The following is a 21,614-nucleotide window of genomic DNA, read 5'->3' on the forward strand; positions in this document are numbered from 1 at the left end:
CCTCGGGGGTGCGCCGCGTCCTCGGGGCCGGCGGTCCGGTGGCCGCCGCTACGGCTGCGGGGTGACCGGCAGCTGACCGGTCGCGCCGGGTGTCGGCGTCGGCGCCGGCGGCGCGGGGGACGTCGACGTGGTCGGCGGCTGCTTCGGCGTCGTCGTGGTCGCCGGGGGCCGGGTCGTCGTCGGGGCGGTGGTGGTCGCGCCGGCGGGCGGCAGGACGACCGTCTGCTCGCCGGTGTCGGCCGGGACGGGGGCGGTCGTCGTCGGCGCCGTGGTGGCCGGCGTCGTCGTCGTGCCCGTGGTCGGGGCGGCCGTGACGCCGGTGCCCGTGGTGGAGGGCACCGTGTCGGTCGTCGTCGTGGACGGCGTCGTCGTGGTCGTCGTCGCGGTGGTGGGGCGCGGCTGTCGGCGCTCCTCCGTCGTGACCGCGGCGGAGGCGACGGCGGCGGGCAGGCCGCCCGTCGTCGTCCCGCTGGCCGGCGCGACCCGGCGGGGCGTCGTGGACACGCGGACGCTCGGCGCCGCGACGGGGGCGGCCGCGCGCGTGGCGGCGCGGACGTCGATCGAGGCGCCGGCGGAGTCGTACCGGCCGCGTGCGTGGTCGACCTCGACGGCACCGGCCGTGAAGATCGCCGCGGCGGCGAGGCCGGCCGCGGTCTTCGACGCGATCGCGCTGACGCCCGTGGTCAGGACGCCGCCGGTCACGGAGCCGGCCGCGACGCTGCCGACGGCCGCGCCACCGGAGGCGCCGGCGCCGGCCGTGGCGTGGGCCAGCAGCTTCTTCACGATCACGAGCGGGCCGATCGGGAAGATCGCCTGCAGCGAGCGGTTGTTCGCCTTGAGGTGGGTCTGGAACGCGGCGCAGCGCTCGCACTCCTTGACGTGGCGCCGGACCGGCGGGGAGACGCGTTGGAGCGACTCGGAGACCTGCCCGAGCTCGTCGCGGACCTCCTCGCAGGTGAGGTTGCGCGCCTCGGAGGCCTCGGCCAGTGCGACGCGGGCGCGGACCAGCAGCGACTTGACGCTGGGCACCGTGGTGTCCATCGCCTCGGCGATCTGGTCGTACGAGAGGGCGTCGATCTCGCGCAGGAGGAGCGCGGTGCGCTGGGTCTCGGGCAGCGCCTTGACGTCGCCGAGCAGCTCGCGGAACTCCTCGCGGCGATGCGCGGTGTCCGCGGCGGAGATCCCGTGGTCGGCCATGCGGTCGTCGAGCGTGTCGACGCCGATCGGCTGGATCTTGCGCAGGTGGTTCAGGCAGCGGTTGCGCGCGATCCGGTAGAGCCACGGCCGCACGTTGATCGCCCGGTCGTCGCCGATGATCGCGTTGAAGGCGTTGGCGAAGACCTCCTGCAGCACGTCCTCGGCGTCCTCGCGCGAGCCGAGCATGTGGCGGCAGAACGCCAGGAGCCGCGACTGGTAGCGCTGGACGAGCGTCTCGTAGGCCGCCTGGTTGCCCCGACGGGTCAACGTCACGAGCCGCTCGTCGCCCTGCAGGCGCAGGAGCGTCGACGGGCCTCGGAGGGCTGGGGCGGTGTCGAGTGCGGAAACTTCCATGGCGATGCCGGACGCGTGGGGACCGTCCAGTCCCCGTTGGAACACGGCGGACCGCCCCGAGTTGCGGACCCGGCGACGGATCCGTCGCCGTCGGGCGAGGACCTGTCCGTAGACCGTAGCCCTCGTTGGTAAAGGCGCCGCAAACGGCCGCCCGGGCCGCCGACGCGGTCCACCCGGCGGCGGGGACCGAGGAGCCGCCCCGACTCCTGGGAGAATCCCCGGCCGTGGCCCGGCGCCCCCTCCACTCGCTGCACCGCCGTCTCGGCGAGCGCTACCCCGCGGTCGCGCTCTCGCTCGTCCTCGCCCAGGCGCACCTGGTCGTCCTCGCGGCGATCCTGATCCTCATGCGGTTCCTGGACCTCCCGGCGGGCGGCTGGCTGCTGCTGATCGGCATGTCGCAGGCGCTGACCCTGGCCGAGAACGTCCTGGTGATGGCCACCGCCTGGTACCACCTGCGGCCGTTGCGGGCGTGGGAGGCCCACGAGCGCGGCGGCGGGGAGGAGGGGATCGTGTCGGCGCGGGCGACCGAGGCCTGGCGCGCGCTCGTCGTCCTGCCGCTGCGCCTGGTCGGCGCGGGCGCCGCGGCCCGGACGATGCTCTGGGCCCTGACCATGGTGGTCGCGATCTGCCTGGTGGCGGACCTGGCCGTGTGGCCGGGTGGCGTCGTCCTGATCCTCGCCGCGTCGGTGGTCCTCCTGGCGGGCGTGCTGATCCGCTACCTCGAGGTCGAGCTCGTCCTGCGCCCGGTGATCGAGGTCGTCGCGCCGGGACTCGACGACGACGCGGTCCTCGACCGCTCCCTCTCCCTGCGGATGCGCCTCCTGGCCGGGGTCCCGCTGACGACGGTCGTGACCGGCGGCGTCGTCGCGAGCTTCAGCACGAGCGACCAGGGCCTCGCGGACTTCGGGGTCGGCATCGCCATCGCGCTGGTGAGCGCGGCGACGATCGCGACGCTGCTGGCGGCGCTCCTGGTCCGGAGCTTCGTCGCGCCGATCAACGAGCTCCGCGCCACGATGCAGGCGATCCAGGGCGGCGACCTCGACCGGCCCGCGGCGATCCTCGGCGGCGACGAGATCGGCCGGCTGGCGCGGCAGGTGAACATCGGCCTGCGCGGCCTGCGCGAGCGCGACCGGCTGCACGAGGCGTTCGGCACCTACGTCGACCCGGCGATCGCCTCGCGGGTCCTCGACGAGGGGCCCCAGCTGGAGGGCACGGTCATCGAGGTCACGGTCGCCTTCATCGACATCCGCGGCTTCACCGCCTTCGCGGAGGGCTCGACCCCGACCGAGGTCTTCTCGCTCCTCAACGAGTTCTACGGCGTCGTCGTCCCGGTCGTGGAGCGCTACGGCGGCCACGCCAACACCTTCCAGGGCGACGGGCTCCTGGCCGTCTTCGGGGCGCCGACCGAGCTGGAGGACCACGCCGACAGCGCGGTCACCGCCTCGATCGAGGTCGCCCGCGCGGTCCGCCAGCACTTCCGCGGCGACCTGCGCCTGGGCATCGGCGTGAACTCCGGTCCGGTCGTCGCGGGCACGATCGGCGGCGGCGGACGGGCCGCGTTCACCGTCATCGGCGACCCGGTCAACACCGCCAGCCGCGTCGAGGCGATCACCCGGCAGACCGGCGATGTCGTGCTCTTCACGGAGGAGACGCGTCGGCGCCTGAAGCGCGACCACGGCACGATCTCCGCGCGGCCGCCCGCGCCCGTGCGGGGGAAGCGCATCCCCGTGCGCCTGCACGCCCCGCTGCTCGGCGGACGCGTCGAGGAGCCGCTGCCGACGCTCGAGGACGGCCTCGGCCGCCTGCTCGCGCGGCCCGACGGCGGCGGCCCTCCGGGACGGTAGGCGGGAGCGGGAGCGGGGGCGGGGGCCTGGACTCGCCGTGGGCGGGGGCGGGCTCCTAGAACTCGCCGGTCGCGGCGGCGATGATCGCCCCGCGCAGGATGTCGTGCTCGGAGACCTCGCACTCCTTCACCCCGAAGGTGCGCAGGGCGACGGAGAGCAGCACGCAGCCGGCCACGATCGTGGGTGCGCGGTCGGCCTGCAGACCGACGACCTCGCGGCGCTCGGCCTCGGTCATCTGGGCCAGACGCGCGGTCAGCTCGTCGACCTCGGCGAGCGCCAGCACGAACCCGTGGACCCGGTCGACGTCGTACGGGTCCAGCTCCTGGATCATCGCGGCGCACGACGTCGCGGTGCCCGCGACGGCGATCACCCGGCCGACCGACGCCCGGACGTCCTCGGGGACGGCCGCGGAGAAGACGTCCCGGGCGTCGTCGGCCAGCGCGACGAGCTCGTCGGACGCGGGCGGGTCGTGGTGCAGGTGACGCTCGCCGTGCCGGACGACGCCGGCCTGCGTCGAGACCGCGAACTCCGGCGATCCCGGGCGGCCGACGACCAGCTCGGTGCTGCCGCCCCCGACGTCGACGACCGCGACGGGGCGGTCCTCCGGCGGCCGCCCGCCCGTGGCGCCGAGGAAGGTCAGCTCGGCCTCCCGCTCGCCGGGGATCGTCCGCGCGTCGATGCCGAGGGAGCGCACGTGCTCGGTCAGCTCGGCGCCGTTCTCCGCGTCGCGCACCGCGCTGGTCAGGACGCCGACCGCACGCTCGACGCCGTGCTCGGCCAGGAGGCCGTGGACCACCAGCAGCTCGGCGCGGACCCGGTCCAGCGCGCGGTCGTCGAGCCTGCCCGTGCGATCGACGCCGGCGCCGAGGCGGGTGACCGTCGCGCGGCGGAGGACCTCGGTCAGCCGCCCGTCGTCCTCGAGGTCGGCGATCAGGAGGCGCGTGGAGTTGGACCCGAGATCGACCGCGGCGAGGCGCATCGCGCCACCCTACCCTCGGTGCCCGGCCGTCCGGGTGCCCCGTATCCGCCGGTCCCGCACCGGACGAGCCTGGCGGGGTCGCCACGCCGTCCGTCCGGTCGGGGGGAGCGTCCGCGGACACCACCTGACGGGGGGGCCTACCGGCGGTAGTATGCCAGTGCCGCAGTCCCCCGGTCCACGCCTGAAGATGACCAAGCCCTCGATCTCCACGTCCCTCCCCAAGTCCGCGAAGACCGCCCGCAAGGCCGTCGTGAAGGCCGGTGCCAAGGCCGGCAAGGCGGCGGGCCGGGCGACCCGGCCGAGCGGCCGGGGCCAGCCCCGCCCGCGTGCCGCCCACCTCGGCCCGGAGCGCCGTCGCCCGATGATCCTCGACGCCGCCTTCGGGGTCTTCCTCGAGAAGGGCTACGAGGGCGCGTCGATGGAGGAGATCGCCCGCCGCGCCGGGGTCTCCAAGCCGGTCGTCTACAGCTCGTTCGCCGGCAAGGACGCCCTCTTCGGCGAGCTCCTGCGCCGCGAGGAGGAGCGCATCCTCCAGGCGATCTCCGCGGCGGTGCCGACGGAGCTGGACGAGGACGACCTCGAGCCCGCGATCACCGAGGCGCTCTGCGCGTTCCTCGAGGCGGTCGTCGCCTCGCCGGAGTCCTTCAAGGTCGTCTTCCTCGGCGCCGGCGGCTCCGACGCGAACATCACCCGCCGCGTGCAGCGGGGCCGGCAGCGCCAGATCGACCAGATCTCCACGCTCGCCGAGGGCTGGATCGCCCGGCAGGGCATCCCCGACGCCGAGCGCCAGGGGCGGCTGCACGGCTTCCTCCTCGTCGGGATGGCGGAGAACGCCGCCCGCGCGCTGATCCAGGAGCCCGGCCGCTTCCCGCCCCGCATGCTCGCCGAGCAGATCAGCCGCATGATCCTCAGCGCCTACGACCCGTCGTCCGCGCGCGGGTCCGCCTGACGCGCGAGCCCCGCCGGGGCAGAGCGCATCCGGAGGGGCGAGTCGCTATCTTTCTGTGTCCGCCGCGGGGTGGAGCAGTCAGGTAGCTCGTCGGGCTCATAACCCGAAGGTCGCAGGTTCGAATCCTGCCCCCGCTACTACGGAAAGCGTCTCTTCGGAGGCGCTTTTCGCGTTTCCGGGGTCTCCGTAGGCGTTGCCCGCCGGCCCTCCGGCGCGCATCGGCCGTCCTTCGGCGTCTCGCTGCGGTGCCGCTCACCGCGCCGGCGCGCAGCGCTGGAACAGCCCCGCGACCTGGTCCGCTGCGACGCCTCGCGGCAGCGGGCTCCGCGCCAGGAACGTCCCCGCACTGGGCCCGTCGAAGACGAAGGCGGAGAGGAAGAGGAGGTCGGGGCCCCCCTCGCCGTCCGGGGCGATCTGCACCCACGGCACGCCGACCGACGGGGCGGTCGGCACGCCGGCGTCGCCGCCGCAGACGACGGTCGGCTCGGCGCGCGGGGCGGGGCCGCGGTCCAGGAGCACCAGGCGCCAGGTCGAGAAGTCGCCCGGACGGCGCTGCACCTCGATCAGCATCCACGGGCGTCCGCCCGCGCGGAAGGTCGAGCGGCGGCCGTGGCTGGCGGGGAAGCCGGCCCGCGTCAGGGTCTCGTCGAGGGCCTCGTCGCGCCGGGCGGTCCAGTCCCGGAAGCCGCGCAGCGTGCCGATGCCCTGCCGGTCGACGCCCTTCGCGTCGGCGTTGTAGTGGAACCGCAGCGTGATCGTCGAGGCGCCCGCGGAGCCGTTCCAGTCGACGCGCTCGAAGGACGGGGTGCCCTCGTTGTTGTCCGAGAGCGTCGCGGGCAGCTCCCGCTGGACGGCCCACGTGTTGCGCAGGAGGCGGGCGCGGTCGGCGTAGGCGCGGACGCGGATCCGGCTGATCGCGTTGCCGTCGTCGACGCGGACGTAGTCCTCGTAGGCCAGCAGGTAGCCGCCGCCGGGCAGGGCGTGCAGGACCGGCATGTTCCCCCCGTCGGCGTCGAGCTCCGCCACCGGGGTCCAGTGCAGCAGGTCCTTCGAGGTCGCCAGGCCGACGGCGAAGTCGGCGGGACCCCTGCCGGTCGGTCGGTGCGACACGCCGAGCCATCCGTCGCCCTCGGGGTCGGGTACGACCGACAGGCCGGTCAGCTGGTGGCCCGCGCCGTCGGTGGCGCCCGTGCGCGTGCGACGCTCGTCGTCCCCGCCGCGGGGGAGCAGGACGACCAGGACGGCGACGAGGACGACGAGGAGCGCGACCGCTCCGGCCGCGCGGAGCCGGGGTCGCGCCACGCCGGGGACGATGACCGGTGGGCCGGTCGGGGTCAACCGGCGGGCGAGCCCCTCGGCCGCCCCGACACCTCCGCGGGCGGCGGGGCGGAAAACGTGAACCCGGGCTGCCACGGGCACCCGGCCCCTGCCCTCTACTCTCGCTGTGTGGCCTCTCGATCATCGTCCTCGCACCCAGCCGTCGCCGTCCGCGGGCTCGAGCGCGCGTTCAAGGGCGGCATCAAGGCCGTCGACGGCCTCGACCTCGAGGTGCCCGAGGGCGAGATCTACGGGTTCCTCGGCCCCAACGGCGCCGGCAAGACGACCACGGTGCGCATCCTCGTCACGCTGCTGCGGCCGACCGGGGGAGAGGCGCGGGTCGCCGGGCACGACGTCGTCTCCGACGCCGACGCCGTGCGACGCAACATCGGCGTGGCGCTGCAGGAGGCCGCGATCGACCCGCTGATGTCGGGTGTCGAGCTCCTGCGGATGCAGGGCGCGCTCCACGGCATGCGCGGCAGCGAGGCCCGGGGCCGGGCGACGGAGCTGCTCGAGCGGGTCGGTCTGACCGACGCCGGCGGCCGGCGGGTCGGCCAGTACTCCGGCGGCATGCGCCGGCGGCTCGACCTGGCGATGGCGCTCGTCCACCGCCCGAAGGTCCTCTTCCTCGACGAGCCGACCACGGGCCTCGACCCGACCAGCCGCAACGCCCTGTGGCGCGAGGTCCGCGGCCTCAACGACGACGGCACCACGGTCTTCCTGACGACGCAGTACCTCGAGGAGGCCGAGCAGCTCGCCGACCGCGTCGGGATCATCGCCGGCGGGTCGCTCGTCGCCGAGGGCACCCCGGCCGAGCTGAAGTCGCGCGTCGGCGAGCCGACCCTGCACGTCGACCTCGCCGAAGGGGCGGACGTGCCCGCGGCCCGCCGCGCGCTGTCCACCGTCGGCCCGCTCGTCGACTGCGCGGACGACGCCCGCGTGGCGATCCGCGCGGCCCGCGGCAAGGCGACCGTCCCCGACGCCATCCGCGCCCTGGACGACGCCGGGATCGCCGTCGAGTCCGTCGAGGTGGTCAGCCCGACGCTCGACGACGTCTTCGCCGCGGTCACCGGGTCGACGCTCGAGGGGGCCGGCGGCGGCGCCGCCGACGGCGAGACCGCCGGGGTGGGGGCGTGATCGCCGCGGCGGCACGGGAGTCGCGGGTCGTCGGTGCGCTCGGGCGTCGGGCGCTGACGTTGCAGTTCCGCCGCGCGCAGCTGCTCATGCCGACGTTCGTCCTGCCGCTCTTCCTGCTCGCGGTGATCGCGTCGGGGACCAGCGCGGGCCGCGACCTGCGCGACTTCCCCGAGGTCTCCTCGTACCTGGGCTTCGTCGTGGCCGGGACGCTCCTGCAGGGGGCGCTCCTCGCCGGCCTGACCGCCGGGATCGCGATGGCGTCGGACATCGAGGGCGGGTTCTTCGACCGGCTGCTCGCCGCCCCGGTCCGCCGGACGAGCCTCGTGCTCGGCCGCCTCGCCGGGACGCTGGGCCTCGCGGTCCTGCAGATGGCGTGGTTCCTGACCGTGGCCCTGATCTTCGGGGCCAGCTACCCCGGTGGGGTGCTCGGGGCCGTCGGTGCGGCGATCCTCGCGGCGCTCACCGCGGTCGGCATCGGCGGGCTCGCGATCGCCATCGCGATCCGCACCGGGTCGATGAACCTCATGCAGTCGATCTTCCCGTTCGTCTTCGTGCTGCTCTTCACCGCCCCGGCGTTCTTCCCGCGCGACCTGCTGACCCCGACGCTCCACGACATCGCGGCCTACAACCCGCTGACCTACGTGGTCGAGGGCGCGCGGGGACTGCTGCAGGACGATGCGTCGCTCGGCGACCCGTGGCTCGGCCTCGCCGCGGCGGTGGGCCTGGCGGCGTTCGCCACGGGCCTCGCCGTCCTCGCCCTCCGCGACCGGGCGCGCCGCACGTGAGCTCCCGTACGAACTCCCCCGCCGGGCCCGTCGCCTGGGCCTTCTGGATCCGCTCGCTCGGCGAGGTCACCCGCGTCCGCGGTGCGCTCGTCGGCACGTCGATCGCCCCGCTCGTCTTCCTGCTCGGCACCAGCGGCCAGTTCGGTCGGCTCTCCGGCCTGCCGGGCTTCCCGACCGACTCGTACCTGTCGTGGATCATCCCGCTGTGCTGCCTGCAGGGCGCGGGCTTCGCCGGCGCCGCCGCTGGTGCCAACCTGGCCCGCGACATCGAGCAGGGCTGGTTCGACCGCCTGCTCGTCGCACCGGTGGCCCGGCCCCTGCTGATCCTCGGGCCGGTCCTCGGGGCGATCACGCGGGCGATGGTGCCGGTGACGCTCGTCCTCGTCGTCGGCCTGCTGATCGGCGGCGAGCTGACCGGCGGCCCGCTCGGCATCCTGGCGCTCTACGTCGCGTCCGTCGGCTTCTGCACGGTGGCGGCGATGTGGGGCATCGCGATGGCGGTCATCTTCCGCACGCAGCAGGCCGGGCCGCTCATGCAGATGGGTGTGTTCCTCGGCGTCTTCCTCTCGACGGCCTACACGCCGCAGCTGCTGCTGAAGGGCTGGCTCGAGGACGTCGCCCGGTTCAACCCGGTGTCGCACGTCCTGGAGCTCGGCCGGCAGGCGACGGTGTCGGGCATCGACGTCAGCCTCGCCCACACCTGGCCGGGCCTCGTCGCGCTCGCCGGGATGATCGCGTTCTTCGGGGCGCTGGCGATGGTCGGGCTGCGGCGGATGGGGCGGTAGGCCGGCGAGGTCCCGTCGGGCGCCGGTCAGTCCGCGGCGCCGACGACCTCGCACCCGATGGCCCGGAGGATCCGCAGGTGTCGCGGGTCCGCGTCCTGCGGCAGCTCGAGCGCGTCGGCGCGGTCGAGGCCCAACCGCTCGCGCAGCGCCTCCAGCACGGGGACGTGCTCGGCCGGCACGCCGGGGTGGAACGCGGGCGGGCAGCCCGCGTCGATGGCGTGCCGGTAGGCGTCGCCCTCGGCCACGGCGGCCGGGATCGCCGGGTCGGCCTCGCCCGCCTCGGTGATGCGGTCGTAGAGGACGTCCAGCAGCTCGGAGCTGAGGGCGAGCCGGCCGCCGGGGCGGACCTCGGCGAGGCGGTCGGCGGAGGCGGAGAGGGCTGCGAGGTGGTCGGTGCTCATGGAGGTGGCGGGGGTCGGGTGGGGGACGGTCGGTGCGCGGCAGCGTGCGGCCGCCCGGAGAGACGCCGGGGGCCGAGGGCCAACCGTACGTGTCCGGCCGGCCGCCGGGCGCTTTTCCGGCGGTCCGGCGAGCACCGCCCGGCGGACGGCCGCGTGCGGCACCGTCCGCCGGGACCCGCCGCTCAGGCCGTGGCGGCGGCGCTCCGGACGCTCGTGGCGGCGTCCTCGCGGATCATGTCCGCGGCCTTCTCGGCGATCATGATCGTCGGGGCGTTGGTGTTCCCGCGCGTGACGGACGGCATCACCGAGGCGTCGACCACGCGCAGGCCCTCGATCCCGTGGACGCGCAGGCGCGGGTCGACGACCGGACCGATCGCGCACGTCGAGGTCGGGTGGTAGATCGTCATCGTGTGGTCCTGGACGTACCGCCACAGCTCCTCGTCCGACACGTCCGGCGCCGGCGCCACGAACGTTCCCGTGATGAACGCCTGCAGCGCCTCCTGCTGCGAGATCTCCAGGGCGACGCGGGCACCGGCCAGCATCGTGGCCCGGTCCTCCTCCGTCGTCAGGTAGTTGTGGACGATCCGCGGCTTGGAGTACGGGTTCGCCGTCCGCAGCCCCACGGCACCGCGGCTCGTCGGCTTGACCACCCCGGGCCCGAACGCCATGCCGTGCTCGGTGGCCGGACCCAGTCCCTCCTGCCAGAACAGCGCCGGCGCGAAGTGGAACTGGCAGTCGGGGGCGTCCAGACCGGGCCGGGTGCGGATGAACCCGCCGGCCTCGGCGATGTTCGAGGTGAGCGGCCCGGTCCCGTCGCGCTGCAGCTGCTCGACGTTCTCGGGCGTCGCGGCGGTCATCAGCGACTCGTAGTCCGCCGCCCAGTTCATCAGCAGCATGCAGTGGTCCTGCAGGCCCTGGCCCACGGGCAGGTCGCGGCGGACCTCGATGCCGAACGGCTCGAGCCCCTCCGCCGGCCCGATGCCCGAGAGCATGAGCAGCTGCGGCGACGCGTACGCCCCGGCGCAGACGAGCACCTCGCGGGTCGCGAGGACCTCCTCGACGGTCCCTGCGCGGTCGATCTCCACGCCCGATGCGCGGTCGCCGTCGAAGAGCAGCCGGAGGGCCATCGCGTCGGTGATGACGGTCAGGTTCTCGCGGTCCATGACGGGGTGGAGGAACCGCACGGCGGTGCTGGCGCGCATCCCGTTCTCCTGCGTCACCTGGTACCGCCCGAAGCCCTCCTGGCGGGCCCCGTTGAAGTCCGGGTTGTGCTCGTGTCCGGCCTGACCGGCGGCCTCGACGAACGCGTCGGCGGCGGGGTTCGCCGACCGGCTCTCGCGCACCGGCAGCGGGCCGCCGGTGCCGTGGTACGGGTCGGCGCCGCGCTCCTGGTCCTCGGAGCGCCGGAAGTACGGCAGGACGTCGTCGTAGCCCCACCCCTCGGCGCCGCCGGCCTCCCACTCGTCGTAGTCGACGCGGTTGCCGCGGATGTAGACCATCGCGTTCATCGACGAGCAGCCGCCGAGCACCTTGGCCCGCGGCAGGTACGCCCGGCGCCCGCCGAGCGCGGGCTCGGGCTCCGTGTTGAGGTCCCAGTCGCGGCGGCCCTTGAAGAGCGCACCGAAGGCCGCGGGGACGTGGATCTCCTCGTCCGTGTCGGCACCCCCGGCCTCCAGCAGGGCGACGGTGACCTCGGGGTCCTCCGAGAGTCGGGCGGCGAGGACGGCGCCGGCCGACCCCGCTCCGACGATGACGTAGTCGTACACGTGTTGCTCCTGCGGTCTGGGTGGGGTGAGGATCGGGTGCGACGGGCCCCGGTCCGGGACGCGTCGCGATCATCGCCGCCGCGCGGGCGCCCGACCGGCGGGCGACACGCGGCGACGTGGCCGGGTGCGGTCAGTCGCCGACGGCGACGGGCAGCGTGGTGAGCTGGTTGACGAAGATGGCGGTCGCGTAGCGCGCGTCGCCGGCCGGGCGGAGGTGCGGGAAGCGGGCGAGCGTCTCCTCGAACATGACCCGCAGCTCGAGCCGCGCCAGGGCGGTCCCGAGGCAGTAGTGCCGGCCCCCGGCACCGAACGCCTGGTGCTCGGGGTTGCGCTCGACGTCGAACCGGTCGGGGTCCTCGTAGACCGCCTCGTCCCGTCCGCTCGACGGGTACCACATCATGATCTTGTCGCCCTCGGCGATCGCCCTGCCCCCGATCTCGGTGTCCTTCGTCGCGGTCCGGCGGAAGTGCGCGAACGCGGGGAACATCCGCAGGCACTCCTCGACGGCGCTCGGGATCAGCGACGGGTCGTCGAGCAGCTTCCGGCGCTGGTCGGGGTGCTCCATGAGCGCCTTGATGCCGCTGCAGAACGTCGCCTTCGTGGAGTCGTTGCCGGCCGTGACGAGCAGGATGAAGCCCATCACGATCTCCCAGTCGGACAGACGCTCGCCGTCGATGTCGGCGTGGACCAGGACGCTCATCAGGTCGTCGGTCGGGGTCGCGCGTCGCGCGTCGATGAGGACCTGGCAGCGGGAGACGATCTCGGGGATCACGCGCTCGACCACGGAGTCCGGGCCGTCCGGGTTCATCTCGGCGTCGTCGCCGCCGACGATCTCGGCCATCAGCTGCGCCCACATGGCGTCGTCGGCGGGGTCGATGCCCATGAACGAGCCGATCACGCGAGAGACGACGGGCTGGGCGACGTCCGTGACGACGTCGAAGGTCTCGCGGCCCTCGAGGCGGTCGAGGACGCCGCGCGTGATCTCGCGGATCGCGGGCTCGTGCTCCGCGGTGCGCCGGGGGGTGAACCCGCGCTGGAACAGCGCCTTGAGCCGGTCGTGCTTCGGCGGGTCCATCCCGATGAACATGCCGTTCTGGACCTCGATCGCCGCCCAGGGCATGCCGACCATGCCGCCCCGCTCCGACGAGAACGTCTGCCAGTCCTTGCTGACCTGACGGATGTGCTCCTGGGTCGTGATCGACCAGAACCCCGGCTCGTCGGGGAAGGACGACATGCCGTCGGACCAGTGGACCGGGTCGCCGTCCCGCAGCTCGCGGAAGAGCTCGAGGGGCGGGCCGGCCCGCCAGTGCTCGGGATCGGCGACGCGCACGGTGGGGGAGGCGGGCTTCGTGGTGCTCATGAGGGGGCTCCGGATCGACGCGAGAGCGGACTGGGGCGACCCTCCCACACTGCTTTACACACTGTCAACCGGAGTTGTCATGCGGTACCGTCGGCGCATGTCGTCCGTCCTCTCCCGCCGGTCGTCCGGGCCCGACGACCAACGTGGGCGGACCCGGGCGAAGATCCTCGACGCGACGGTCGGGCTGCTCGGGGAGGGGCGCGCGTTCGCCGAGCTCAGCGTCGGGGAGCTCTCCTCCCGGGCCGGCGTGTCGCGGCCGACGTTCTACGCGTACTTCCAGGACAAGCGCGATCTCGTCCTCGCCCTGGGCTCCGGCTTCGAGGCCGACGCCCGGAGGGCCGCCTCGCCGTGGCTGCGGACGGACACCGACGACATCGGGGCGACCCTGACCGGTGTGCTGGCGGCGTTCGCCGCGCACCGCGCCACCGTCGGTGCCCTGGTGGAGGCCGCCACCTACGACGCGGAGGTGGCGGCGTTCTGGCGCGCGTTCCACGACTGGTTCATCGTCAACGCGACCGAGCGGGCCCGGCGGGCGGACCCGGGCCTCGCCGCGGAGGACGCCGAGGCCCTCGCCTACGGCCTCGTGTGGATGACCGAGCGCTCGTTCACCGAGCACCTCGGGGCCCCGCGCGTGAGCGACGACGCGCTGCTGCGGGCGGTCGAGCGGCTCTGGCGGACCGTCGTGCCCGCGGACTGATCAGACCCGCGGGCTGCGACCCACCCCCGGCCCCAGGCCGATGAGGATCGCGCCCTCGCCCGACGCGTAGGCCTCCTCGCCGTGGTGCGTGAGGTCCATGCCCAGGGCCTCCTCGTTCTCCGGGCCGCGCAGGGGCATCAGCAGCCCGAGGCCCTTGATCAGGAGCCAGGTCATGCCGAACGCGTAGGCGGGCGCGGCGAGGACGGCGACGACCTGCGACCAGAGTTGGCCCGCGTCGCCGTAGAGCAGGCCGTTGCCGGCGCCGTCGTTCCAGGTGGCCTGGGCGACGAAGCCGATCAGCAGGGTGCCGGTCAGGCCGGCGACGCCGTGGGCGCTGAGGACGTCGAGCGTCTCGTCGACCCGGGTGCGCGGGCGCCAGAGGATCGCGAAGTAGCAGGGGAACGCGGCGATCGCCCCGATCGCCAGCGCCCAGCCCGGGCTGACGAAGCCGCCCGCCGGGGTGATCGCCACGCAGCCGACGACGATCGCGGTGGCCGCGCCGATGGCCGTGGCCTGGCGGCCGCGCACGAGGTCCAGGACGATCCAGACCACCAGCGTCGCGGCGGGCGCCAGCAGCGTGTTGACGAACGCGAGGATGCCCGGCTTGCCGACCCCGAAGCCGCTGCCGCCGTTGAAGCCGAACCAGCCGAACCACAGCAGGCCGGCGCCCAGGAGGACGAACATCGCGTTGTGGGGGACGATCGCCTGGCGCCCGTAGTCCTTGCGCGGCCGGACGACGATCGCGGCGGCCAGGGCGGAGAAGCCGGAGCCCATCTCGACCGGGACGCCGCCGGCGAAGTCGAGGGTGCCCTGCTGCTGCAGCCAGCCGCCGCCGAACGCCCAGTGCGCGAGGACCGCGTAGACGAGGACCGACCACACCGACGCGAAGATCAGGAACGGCACGAACCGCATGCGCTCGACGACCGCGCCGGCGACGAGCGCGACGGTGATGATGCAGAACGTCGCCTGGAAGGCGAAGAAGACGAGCTCGGGGATCTTCGTGCCGTCGCGCGGTGCGAACGTGACGTCCTTCATGAACGCGTGCCCGAGGCCGCCGATGATCTTGCCGTCGCCGTCGAAGGCCAGCGAGTAGCCCACGGTGGCCCACGTGACGGTCGCCAGGCCGATCGCGGCGACGCACATCATGAACGTGTTCAGGGTGTTCTTCTCGCGCACGAGACCGGCGTAGAAGAGGCCCAGCGCCGGCGTCATCAGCAGGACGAGCGCCGTGGCGACGAGCATCCAGGCGGTGTCCGCCGTGTCGATGCCCGGCATCAGCGCCTGGGGCTCACGGCGTCGACGTCGCGCTCGCCGGTGCGGATCCGGACGGCCTCGGTGAGGTCGTGCACGAAGATCTTGCCGTCGCCGACCTCGCCGGTCCGTCCGGCCTCGCAGATCGCCTCGATCGTCTTCTCGACGACGTCGTCGGAGACCGCCACCTCGAACCGCACCTTGTCCTCGAGCCCCATCTTGACCTGGGTGCCGCGGTAGGTCTCGACGCGGTCGAGCTCTCCGCCGTGGCCCTGGATCCGGCTGAGCGACACCCCGCGGATCTCGGCGCGGTACAGCGCCTCGAGCACGTCGTTGGTCTTCTCCGGCCGGACGATGCCGATCACGAGTTTCACGCGCGGGGACTCTAGCCGGGTGGACACGGTCCACGGGGACCGGTGCGAGCGCGCCACGGCGCGGTGACGCGGGGGCCGGCGCGAGCCCGTCCCGGCCGCGCCTGCGCCGACGGGCCGCGGGGGACGTCCGGGGGCGTGCCCGCCGTTCTCCCTGCAAACGCTGTGACGGCGGGCACACGGGTCCGTCCGGTGTCCTGCGTACGCTCCTCGCGTGCACCGCACCGGGGAGCGTCTATCGGTGGGCGATCGCGTCGAGCTCGCGCAGCACGACGCCCCGGGCGTCGTGCTCGAGGTGCTCGCTCGCGACCTCGTCCGCACGTTCCGCGACGGCTGCCTCGAGGTCCACGACGTCGGCCGGTACCACGTGCTCCTGGCCTCGGGCCGCACGGTCGTCGTCAACGACCGAGGCGGCCGGCTCCGGAGGCTGGCCGCGCCCGCGGCCCCGCCGCCTCCGCCCCTGCTGGAGCTCACCGCGCGGCGCGGGCCGACTCCCACGCCCTCCCGGTCGTAGTCCGCCAGGGGCGACCGCGCCCGTCGCGGACCCGCCCGGCCCCGCCGCGCCGGCCACGGGGCCGCGGGCGCTCAGCCCAGGACGCCCGCGACGTTCAGGACGATGGCCGCGATCACGACGGCCCAGCCGACGCCCATGCCGACGGCGACGCGTTCGAAGGGCGTCCAGCTGCGGGGGTGCTTCATCCACGCATGGTCGCAGGCCGTATCGCGCCACCCGACGGGGTGGTCGTCGCCGCGGACACGAGATGGCGCCTTGACACCCTGTCGCGACATGGGCAGATTGGTCCCCTCGAGGCCCTATCGCGTCCCCGGCGATGTGTGCAACGACCATCGACACATATCCGAGAGGGAGCACCGCGTGAAGACATCAGGACGGCGCACGGCCGGGGCGCTCGTCGCGACGGCGGCGTGCATGGGCACGCTGGCGGTCGCGACACCAGCACAGGCGGGGCTGCTCAGCGGCCTGCTCGGCGGGACCAAGGCCCCGACGACCACCGCGACGACCGCACCGGCGACGACGGCGAAGGCCGCCGACCCGTTGAGCCCGATCCTCGGGCTGCTCGGCGGGCAGAACGGCCTCGGCGGCGTCGTCCAGGGCGTGCTGTGCCCGGTGACGTCCGTCGTCGACGGACTCGTCAAGAACCCGGTGACCGGCGGTCTCTCGCCGATCACCTCGGGTCTGACGACGCTCGCCTGCAACGCGGGCGTCCTCGACTACCGCTTCGAGACGAAGCTCCGGCGGGCCGACGGCACCCTGGTCTCGCGCTCCCAGGTCGCGCAGCTCGGCGTCCCGACCCCGCTGAACGTCGACGACGACCTCGCGCCCGACCTCGTCGGCACGATCACGATCGTCGGCCGCAACGCCGTCGGCCTGAAGGTCGAGCGCGCGAGCGGCGAGCGTTCCACGCTCCCCGTCCAGGTCGAGGCGATCGTCGGCGACCCGAAGGGCACGATCCTCGGTGGCCGGCGCATCGCGATCGGCTACGACGCCCGCGACGACCGCGCGCCCGGGACCTTCGTCGTCTCGACCCCCGCGGACGCCCTGCTCGCACCGAAGCCCACCGTCGAGGCGACGGTGACGCAGACGGCGCGTGGCGAGCGCGTCGCCGTGCTCGCCGGCGTGTTCTCCGGCACCGGCGCGCAGCGCGTCGACGCGACCCAGGCGCGCCTGGACTACCGGCAGGCCCCGGACGTCGCGGCGTTCACCGTCGGCCTCGGCGGCTCGACCGCCGTCCGCGCGACCACCAACCGTCCGGGCGGTCTCCTGACCGCGGACCTCTCGACCCCCGACCTGGACGCGCGCGCCGAGCTGCGGACGCTCCCGGCCACGCTCGACCTGGCGCTCGACGGGGACGGCTCCCGCGTCGCCTACGACGGCAACGGCACGTCGATCGGCCGGCTCATCGCCGACGTCCGGTCGAAGAAGCCCCTGCTCGGGGACGCCGACCGCCTCCGGGCCGACCTCGACGGCATGCCCGTGAAGGGCGCCATCGCGCTGCGGGCCCCCGAGACCACCCAGGGTGCGTTCGGCCTCTCGTCGGAGGGCGAGATCGACCGCATCGAGGTCCAGGCCGCGAACGGCGCCGGCGAGCTGCCGACCGTCCCCGGCGCGGCCACCGACGCCGGTGCGCTGGTCGACACGACGGACGGGCGCTTCCGCCTGGCCGCCCGCGTCTTCCGCCTGCGCTCGGTGTCCGTCGCGCCGTCGCCCGCCGCGGTCGACCTCCGCACCGGCGTCGCCCAGACCTTCCGGATCGACGCCCGCACGCCGGGCGCGCGGGCCGGCTCCGACCCCCTGCACCTGACGGCGCTGGTCCGCGACCTGCCGACGGCGCTGAAGATCGGCCTGCAGGACGGCGACACCCCGCGCCTCACCTACGCCGCCGACGCGCCGGTGTCCGAGCTCTCCGTCGAGGCCGAGGGCCTCGGCCTCGTCGAGGGCGCGGACCGGCTGAGGCTCGCGCTGCGCGACCTGGACGGCGACGGCGCGCTCGCGTTCCGCGCGCCGGAGGGCGTCGACGACCGGATCGGCCTGACCACGGACGGCCTGACCATCGGCCGGCTCGACGTCGCCGCGACCGGCGGCGGGTTGGACTACCCCTCCGTGCCCGGCGGCGACGACGCGGCCGGCGCCTTCGTCGACACCACGGGCGGCGCGTTCCGGCTCGCCGCCCGCATCCTGCGCCCCGAGTCGGTCACGCTCGGCACCTCGCCGGTGAGCCTCGCGCTGAAGACGGGCGTCGCGCAGCCCTTCCGGGTCGACGCGACGGTCCCGGGCTCCGGCGACGGCGCCGCCCCGGTCCACCTGCAGGCCGACATCCTCGACCTGCCCGAGCGCCTGACGCTCGGGCTCGAGGACGGCGCCGACGGCACGCGCCTGCGCTACGCCGCCGACGCACCCGTCGAGACGATCGACGTCACCGGCACGGGCATCCCGCTCGTCGACGGCGCGGACAAGCTCCACGTCCGGCTCTCCGGCGTCGAGGGCGACGGCGCCATCGGCGTCCGGAGCGGCGACGACGGCCGCATCGGCCTGACCGCCGACGGCGTCGCCGTGAAGACGGTCGAGGTCGAGGCCGCCGACGCGGGCTCGCCCTTCCCGTCCGTCCCCGGGCCGGCGGACGGCGCGGGGGCGTTCCTCGACACCACCGGCGGGGCGTTCCGTCTCGCCGCCCGCGTCTTCGAGCTGCGGTCGATCACCGTCGACCCCGACCCGATCACGCTCGAGGCGACGACCGGCGTGGCGAAGCCCTTCCGGGTCGACGCGACGCTCGCCGCCGCCGCCGACGCACCGGCGGGCACGGCCCCGACCCACGTCGAGGCCCTGGTCGAGGACCTGCCGACGACGTTCAAGCTCGGCCTGGCCGACGCGGACGACGGCGGCTCCAAGCTCGCCTACCAGGCCTCCGAGCGCGTCTCGCGCCTGGAGGTCGAGGCCACCGGCGTGCCGATCCTCGAGGGCACCGACCGCATCGCGGCGGCCGTCCGCGACGTGCCGAAGGCGTTCGACCTGACGCTGCCCTCGCAGGAGGGCGACGTCGCCAGGCCGCTCGCGACGCTCGGCATCGGCGACGGCGAGGCCGCGATCGGCGAGCTCCGGCTGGCCGCCGGCGCCACCGACCTCCCCGCCACCGGCCTGCAGGCCGACGGGACGAACGACCCTGCGGTCGCCGACCGCTTCGAGTACCGCAGCGCGGACCCGGCGGCCATCGGCGTCGGCGTGCGGCTGACGGGCGTGAAGGGCCTGAACCTGGGGCTCGACCCGATCGCGATCCGGCTGGACCAGGACGAGACGCGGACGAAGCCCGTCGACCTGGTGGCGACGCTGCCCGGAGAGGCCGGCGCGCCGGCGGCCACGATCAACGGCCGGTTCTCGAAGACGTCCGCGTCGACGAGCATCGCCGCGGTCCTGCAGGACGGACAGCCGACGCGGCTGACGTTCGGCAACGCACGGAACCTCGACCGGCTGACGCTGAACGCGACGAACCTCGGGTCGATCCCGAAGCTCGACCTCGCGCTCGACAACCTGCCGCGGACGCTGAACGTGTGCGTGGACTCCGCCGGCGGCTGCCGCCGTGCGAACCCCAACGCCCTGTCGGGCGGGACGGCGGCCGGGCTGAACCGCCCGTACGCCGCTCAGACGTCGATCGACCTCGACGACGCGGGGACGCAGCTCGCCGGACAGCGGACGACGCTGAACGCCTCGCTGCCGGTCGACGGCAACGTGGTCAACGTCGAGAACCTGCGGTTCCGCAACCTCGGTCTGGACCTGGGGCAGAGCGGCACGTTCAAGTACGCGGGCCAGGACATCCCGCGGATCTACCTGTTCGCGGACTCCCGCGGCCAGCCGTTCACGATCAACCGCATCCAGTACCCGGGCACGATCGAGTCCTTCAAGATCGGCACGGACGCGTCGCCGGCGACCGCGACCAACCGGATCGTCTGGCTCCGCGGCACGAAGGGGTTCCTCGGCGCCCAGTTCGACAACCTCCAGGCCGGGACCCTCAACTGCGGCGGTCAGCGCGAGCTGAGCGTCAAGGTGCTGGGCCTGAACATCAACATCCTGAACATCTTCGGTCAGCAGGTGCTGCCCGTCTGCAGCTGAGGGGCGGCGGGCCCGCCCGCCACGCAGCCGCCCGCCCGGTCCACGGGACCGGGCGGGTCACGACGACGGCCCGCGCGAGCGGGCCGTCCGCGTTCCCGGGCCCAGGAGGCCGACCGCCGGTCGTCCGGCCGCGGCGAGCCGCGTCCCGCGACCGGCTAGCGTCCCGGGCATGAGCACCTCCGAGAAGCCCAGCGTCGAGATCCCCGACGGTTCGCCCTCCTTCCAGCTCGAGCTCGACGACCTCGTCGTCGGTGACGGCCCCGAGGCGCAGTCGGGACAGACCGTCGAGGTCCACTACGTGGGCGTCGCCTGGTCCGACAAGCAGCAGTTCGACGCCTCCTGGGACCGCGGCCAGACGTTCAAGTTCGGCCTCGGCAAGGGCATGGTCATCCAGGGCTGGGACCAGGGCGTCGCGGGGATGAAGGTCGGCGGCCGCCGGCGCATCACCATCCCGCCGATGCTCGGCTACGGCAAGCGCGGCGCCCCGGGCGCCATCAAGCCCGACGAGACGCTCGTCTTCGTCGTGGACCTCATCGGCGTCCGCTAGACCGGCGCCCGGCGCCCGGGACTCCCCGGGGCCGCCGCTCCGCGGTCCCCGCCGGGGCCGCCCGCCGGCTCCCGGCTCGGCGACGGGGCGACGCCCGCGCGACCGGGACGCCGCGTCCCGGTTGGGCGCGGGCGTCAAACGCTCGTCCGTTCGACGTTCGCGGACGCCGGGATCCGGCGATACGGTGCATACGGCTCGTGCTCCCACGGGCGTCGACGAGGAGCACCATGCACAGAGGAACCATCGTGGCCGGCGTCACCGCCGGCGTCCTGGGGATCGGCGGCGTCGCCACGGCCACCGCCGCCCCGCTGCCGATCACGCTCGACTTCACGTCGGGGACGGTCAAGGTCGGGTCGCTCGCCTCGACCACGCAGACGGGCACCACCCGTCTGGTCGGGACGATCGAGTCGGACACGCTCGTGGCGACGTTCCCCGCCACCGGGGTGACGTTCGCGAAGGCGACCGCGGGCACCCTCGGGATCACCCCGCAGGCCACCGGCACGATCACGGGCCGGCCGAACGCGACCACCGGGTCGCTCGACCTCACCGGCCCGATCTCGTACGCGATCAGCGGCGACCAGGGCGCCTGCACCATCGCCCCGACCGCGCCCGTGACGCTCACGGGGTCCGCGATCGGCTTCGCCGACGGCTCCTACGGGGCCTCGGGGTCCGGCTCGAACGCCAGCATCGGGGTGCCCAGCGCCGGGTGCCTGCCGTACCTGGCGAGTGCGGGGCCTCTCACGTCCACCGCCCTGGCGTACTCCGGCAAGCTCACGATCCCGGGCTTCATCCCGACGCCGACGTCCGTCACGGTGATCCCGCCGTCCCCGGCGCCCACGACGCCCGCCCCGGCGACGCCGGCGACCCCGGCCACGCCGGCGGCCCGGCCCGGGCAGCTCGCCGTCACGATCTCGAGGCCGAAGACCGTCCGGCGTGGCAGCAGCACCGTCACGAAGGTCGTCGTCCGCAACACGGGCGCCGGGACCGCCCGCACCGTGCGGGTCCGGGTGTCCGCCGCCGGCAAGGGCGTCACCCCGCGGGCGACGAGCAAGGCCTACGCCACCATCGGCGCCGGGAAGTCGCGGACGCTGAACCTCCGGCTCCGCACGACGAAGCGCGCGGCGAAGAGCTCCGCCGTGAAGGTCGCGGTCACCGGCGCGGGCGGCCTGTCGGCCGCGCGGGCGACGACGCTGCGCCTGCGCTGAGCGACCCCGGGCGGGGCGGCGGCACGTCGCCCCGCGGACCGGCGGGGC

18 protein-coding genes and 1 tRNA gene are annotated in these 21,614 nt (G+C 74.6%); 11 read left to right on the forward strand and 8 right to left on the reverse strand.

The window, feature by feature from the left end; translation table 11 throughout:
- Positions 1 to 48 precede the first annotated feature (48 nt).
- Positions 49 to 1,551 (reverse strand): RNA polymerase sigma factor, encoded by a 1,503-nt coding sequence (locus Q7T67_RS12680; protein WP_304789906.1) that lies wholly within the window; start codon positions 1,549 to 1,551, stop codon positions 49 to 51.
- Between the two features lie 224 nt (positions 1,552 to 1,775).
- Here Q7T67_RS12680 and Q7T67_RS12685 point away from each other — a divergent pair, with 224 nt between their 5' ends.
- Positions 1,776 to 3,395: an adenylate/guanylate cyclase domain-containing protein gene (locus Q7T67_RS12685; protein ID WP_304789909.1), complete on the forward strand. Its 1,620-nt coding sequence runs from the start codon at positions 1,776 to 1,778 to the stop codon at positions 3,393 to 3,395.
- 55 nt (positions 3,396 to 3,450) lie between these two features.
- On the opposite strand, the gene Q7T67_RS12690 is transcribed toward Q7T67_RS12685, so the two are convergent.
- Positions 3,451 to 4,374 (reverse strand): Ppx/GppA family phosphatase, encoded by a 924-nt coding sequence (locus tag Q7T67_RS12690; RefSeq protein ID WP_304789912.1) that lies wholly within the window; start codon positions 4,372 to 4,374, stop codon positions 3,451 to 3,453.
- Between the two features lie 157 nt (positions 4,375 to 4,531).
- Here Q7T67_RS12690 and Q7T67_RS12695 point away from each other — a divergent pair, with 157 nt between their 5' ends.
- Both Q7T67_RS12695 and Q7T67_RS12700 read left to right on the forward strand, forming a co-directional pair.
- A complete protein-coding gene (locus Q7T67_RS12695; protein WP_304789915.1) occupies positions 4,532 to 5,323 on the forward strand; it encodes a TetR/AcrR family transcriptional regulator in 792 nt (263 codons plus the stop codon).
- Between the two features lie 63 nt (positions 5,324 to 5,386).
- Positions 5,387 to 5,460, forward strand: a tRNA-Met gene (locus tag Q7T67_RS12700).
- Between the two features lie 115 nt (positions 5,461 to 5,575).
- Here the strand turns inward: Q7T67_RS12700 and Q7T67_RS12705 are convergent.
- Positions 5,576 to 6,625 (reverse strand): hypothetical protein, encoded by a 1,050-nt coding sequence (locus Q7T67_RS12705; RefSeq protein WP_304789919.1) that lies wholly within the window; start codon positions 6,623 to 6,625, stop codon positions 5,576 to 5,578.
- A gap of 144 nt (positions 6,626 to 6,769) precedes the next feature.
- On the opposite strand from Q7T67_RS12705, the gene Q7T67_RS12710 reads away from it, so the two are divergent.
- Genes Q7T67_RS12710 through Q7T67_RS12720 form a run of 3 tightly spaced genes read left to right on the forward strand, consistent with a single transcriptional unit; the run spans position 6,770 to position 9,347 of the window.
- The gene (locus Q7T67_RS12710) at positions 6,770 to 7,777 is read left to right on the forward strand and encodes an ATP-binding cassette domain-containing protein (protein WP_304789922.1); all 1,008 of its coding nucleotides are present in this window, start codon (positions 6,770 to 6,772) and stop codon (positions 7,775 to 7,777) included.
- The gene (locus Q7T67_RS12715; protein WP_304789926.1) at positions 7,774 to 8,562 is read left to right on the forward strand and encodes an ABC transporter permease; all 789 of its coding nucleotides are present in this window, start codon (positions 7,774 to 7,776) and stop codon (positions 8,560 to 8,562) included. The genes Q7T67_RS12710 and Q7T67_RS12715 overlap by 4 nt, the downstream gene beginning before the upstream one ends.
- Positions 8,559 to 9,347 (forward strand): ABC transporter permease, encoded by a 789-nt coding sequence (locus Q7T67_RS12720; protein WP_304789929.1) that lies wholly within the window; start codon positions 8,559 to 8,561, stop codon positions 9,345 to 9,347. The genes Q7T67_RS12715 and Q7T67_RS12720 overlap by 4 nt, the downstream gene beginning before the upstream one ends.
- A 26-nt stretch (positions 9,348 to 9,373) precedes the next feature.
- On the opposite strand, the gene Q7T67_RS12725 is transcribed toward Q7T67_RS12720, so the two are convergent.
- From Q7T67_RS12725 to Q7T67_RS12735, 3 genes are all read right to left on the reverse strand, one after another.
- Positions 9,374 to 9,748: a hypothetical protein gene (locus Q7T67_RS12725; RefSeq protein ID WP_304789932.1), complete on the reverse strand. Its 375-nt coding sequence runs from the start codon at positions 9,746 to 9,748 to the stop codon at positions 9,374 to 9,376.
- A 182-nt stretch (positions 9,749 to 9,930) separates the two neighbouring features.
- A complete protein-coding gene (locus tag Q7T67_RS12730; protein WP_304789935.1) occupies positions 9,931 to 11,514 on the reverse strand; it encodes a GMC family oxidoreductase in 1,584 nt (527 codons plus the stop codon).
- Between the two features lie 130 nt (positions 11,515 to 11,644).
- Positions 11,645 to 12,874, reverse strand: coding sequence for a cytochrome P450 (locus Q7T67_RS12735; protein ID WP_304789938.1), 1,230 nt, complete (start codon positions 12,872 to 12,874; stop codon positions 11,645 to 11,647).
- 97 nt (positions 12,875 to 12,971) lie between these two features.
- Between Q7T67_RS12735 and Q7T67_RS12740 the strand changes: the two genes are divergently transcribed.
- Positions 12,972 to 13,571 (forward strand): TetR/AcrR family transcriptional regulator, encoded by a 600-nt coding sequence (locus Q7T67_RS12740; RefSeq protein WP_304789941.1) that lies wholly within the window; start codon positions 12,972 to 12,974, stop codon positions 13,569 to 13,571.
- Here the strand turns inward: Q7T67_RS12740 and Q7T67_RS12745 are convergent, their stop codons facing one another.
- A complete protein-coding gene (locus Q7T67_RS12745; RefSeq protein WP_304789943.1) occupies positions 13,572 to 14,846 on the reverse strand; it encodes an ammonium transporter in 1,275 nt (424 codons plus the stop codon).
- Positions 14,846 to 15,196: a P-II family nitrogen regulator gene (locus tag Q7T67_RS12750; RefSeq protein ID WP_304789945.1), complete on the reverse strand. Its 351-nt coding sequence runs from the start codon at positions 15,194 to 15,196 to the stop codon at positions 14,846 to 14,848. The genes Q7T67_RS12745 and Q7T67_RS12750 overlap by 1 nt, the downstream gene beginning before the upstream one ends.
- Before the next feature lie 211 nt (positions 15,197 to 15,407).
- Between Q7T67_RS12750 and Q7T67_RS12755 the strand changes: the two genes are divergently transcribed.
- The 4 genes from Q7T67_RS12755 to Q7T67_RS12770 all read left to right on the forward strand — a co-directional run bounded on the left by Q7T67_RS12755 (position 15,408) and on the right by Q7T67_RS12770 (position 21,566).
- The gene (locus Q7T67_RS12755) at positions 15,408 to 15,707 is read left to right on the forward strand and encodes a hypothetical protein (protein WP_304789948.1); all 300 of its coding nucleotides are present in this window, start codon (positions 15,408 to 15,410) and stop codon (positions 15,705 to 15,707) included.
- 360 nt (positions 15,708 to 16,067) lie between these two features.
- Positions 16,068 to 19,814 carry a hypothetical protein gene (locus Q7T67_RS12760; RefSeq protein ID WP_304789950.1) on the forward strand — a complete coding sequence of 1,249 codons (3,747 nt, stop codon included), beginning with the start codon at positions 16,068 to 16,070 and terminating at the stop codon, positions 19,812 to 19,814.
- A 169-nt stretch (positions 19,815 to 19,983) separates the two neighbouring features.
- Complete coding sequence (locus Q7T67_RS12765) at positions 19,984 to 20,361, forward strand: FKBP-type peptidyl-prolyl cis-trans isomerase (RefSeq protein ID WP_304789953.1); 378 nt, start codon at positions 19,984 to 19,986, stop codon at positions 20,359 to 20,361.
- Positions 20,362 to 20,588: 227 nt separating this feature from the next.
- The gene (locus Q7T67_RS12770; RefSeq protein WP_304789956.1) at positions 20,589 to 21,566 is read left to right on the forward strand and encodes a hypothetical protein; all 978 of its coding nucleotides are present in this window, start codon (positions 20,589 to 20,591) and stop codon (positions 21,564 to 21,566) included.
- The last annotated feature ends 48 nt before the right edge of the window (positions 21,567 to 21,614 follow it).

Origin of the sequence: Patulibacter sp., from assembly GCF_030655195.1 — a bacterium.
In the GTDB taxonomy this organism is placed as follows: Bacteria; Actinomycetota; Thermoleophilia; order Solirubrobacterales; family Solirubrobacteraceae; genus Patulibacter.

Coding starts and splice junctions, on each gene's coding strand:
- Q7T67_RS12770 (WP_304789956.1), top strand. CDS start 20,589: ATGCACAGAGGAACCATCGTGGCCGGCGTCACCGCCGGCGTCCTGGGG.
- Q7T67_RS12690 (WP_304789912.1), bottom strand. CDS start 4,374: ATGCGCCTCGCCGCGGTCGATCTCGGGTCCAACTCCACGCGCCTCCTG.
- Q7T67_RS12680 (WP_304789906.1), bottom strand. CDS start 1,551: ATGGAAGTTTCCGCACTCGACACCGCCCCAGCCCTCCGAGGCCCGTCG.
- Q7T67_RS12745 (WP_304789943.1), bottom strand. CDS start 14,846: ATGCCGGGCATCGACACGGCGGACACCGCCTGGATGCTCGTCGCCACG.
- Q7T67_RS12735 (WP_304789938.1), bottom strand. CDS start 12,874: ATGAGCACCACGAAGCCCGCCTCCCCCACCGTGCGCGTCGCCGATCCC.
- Q7T67_RS12765 (WP_304789953.1), top strand. CDS start 19,984: ATGAGCACCTCCGAGAAGCCCAGCGTCGAGATCCCCGACGGTTCGCCC.
- Q7T67_RS12725 (WP_304789932.1), bottom strand. CDS start 9,748: ATGAGCACCGACCACCTCGCAGCCCTCTCCGCCTCCGCCGACCGCCTC.
- Q7T67_RS12740 (WP_304789941.1), top strand. CDS start 12,972: ATGTCGTCCGTCCTCTCCCGCCGGTCGTCCGGGCCCGACGACCAACGT.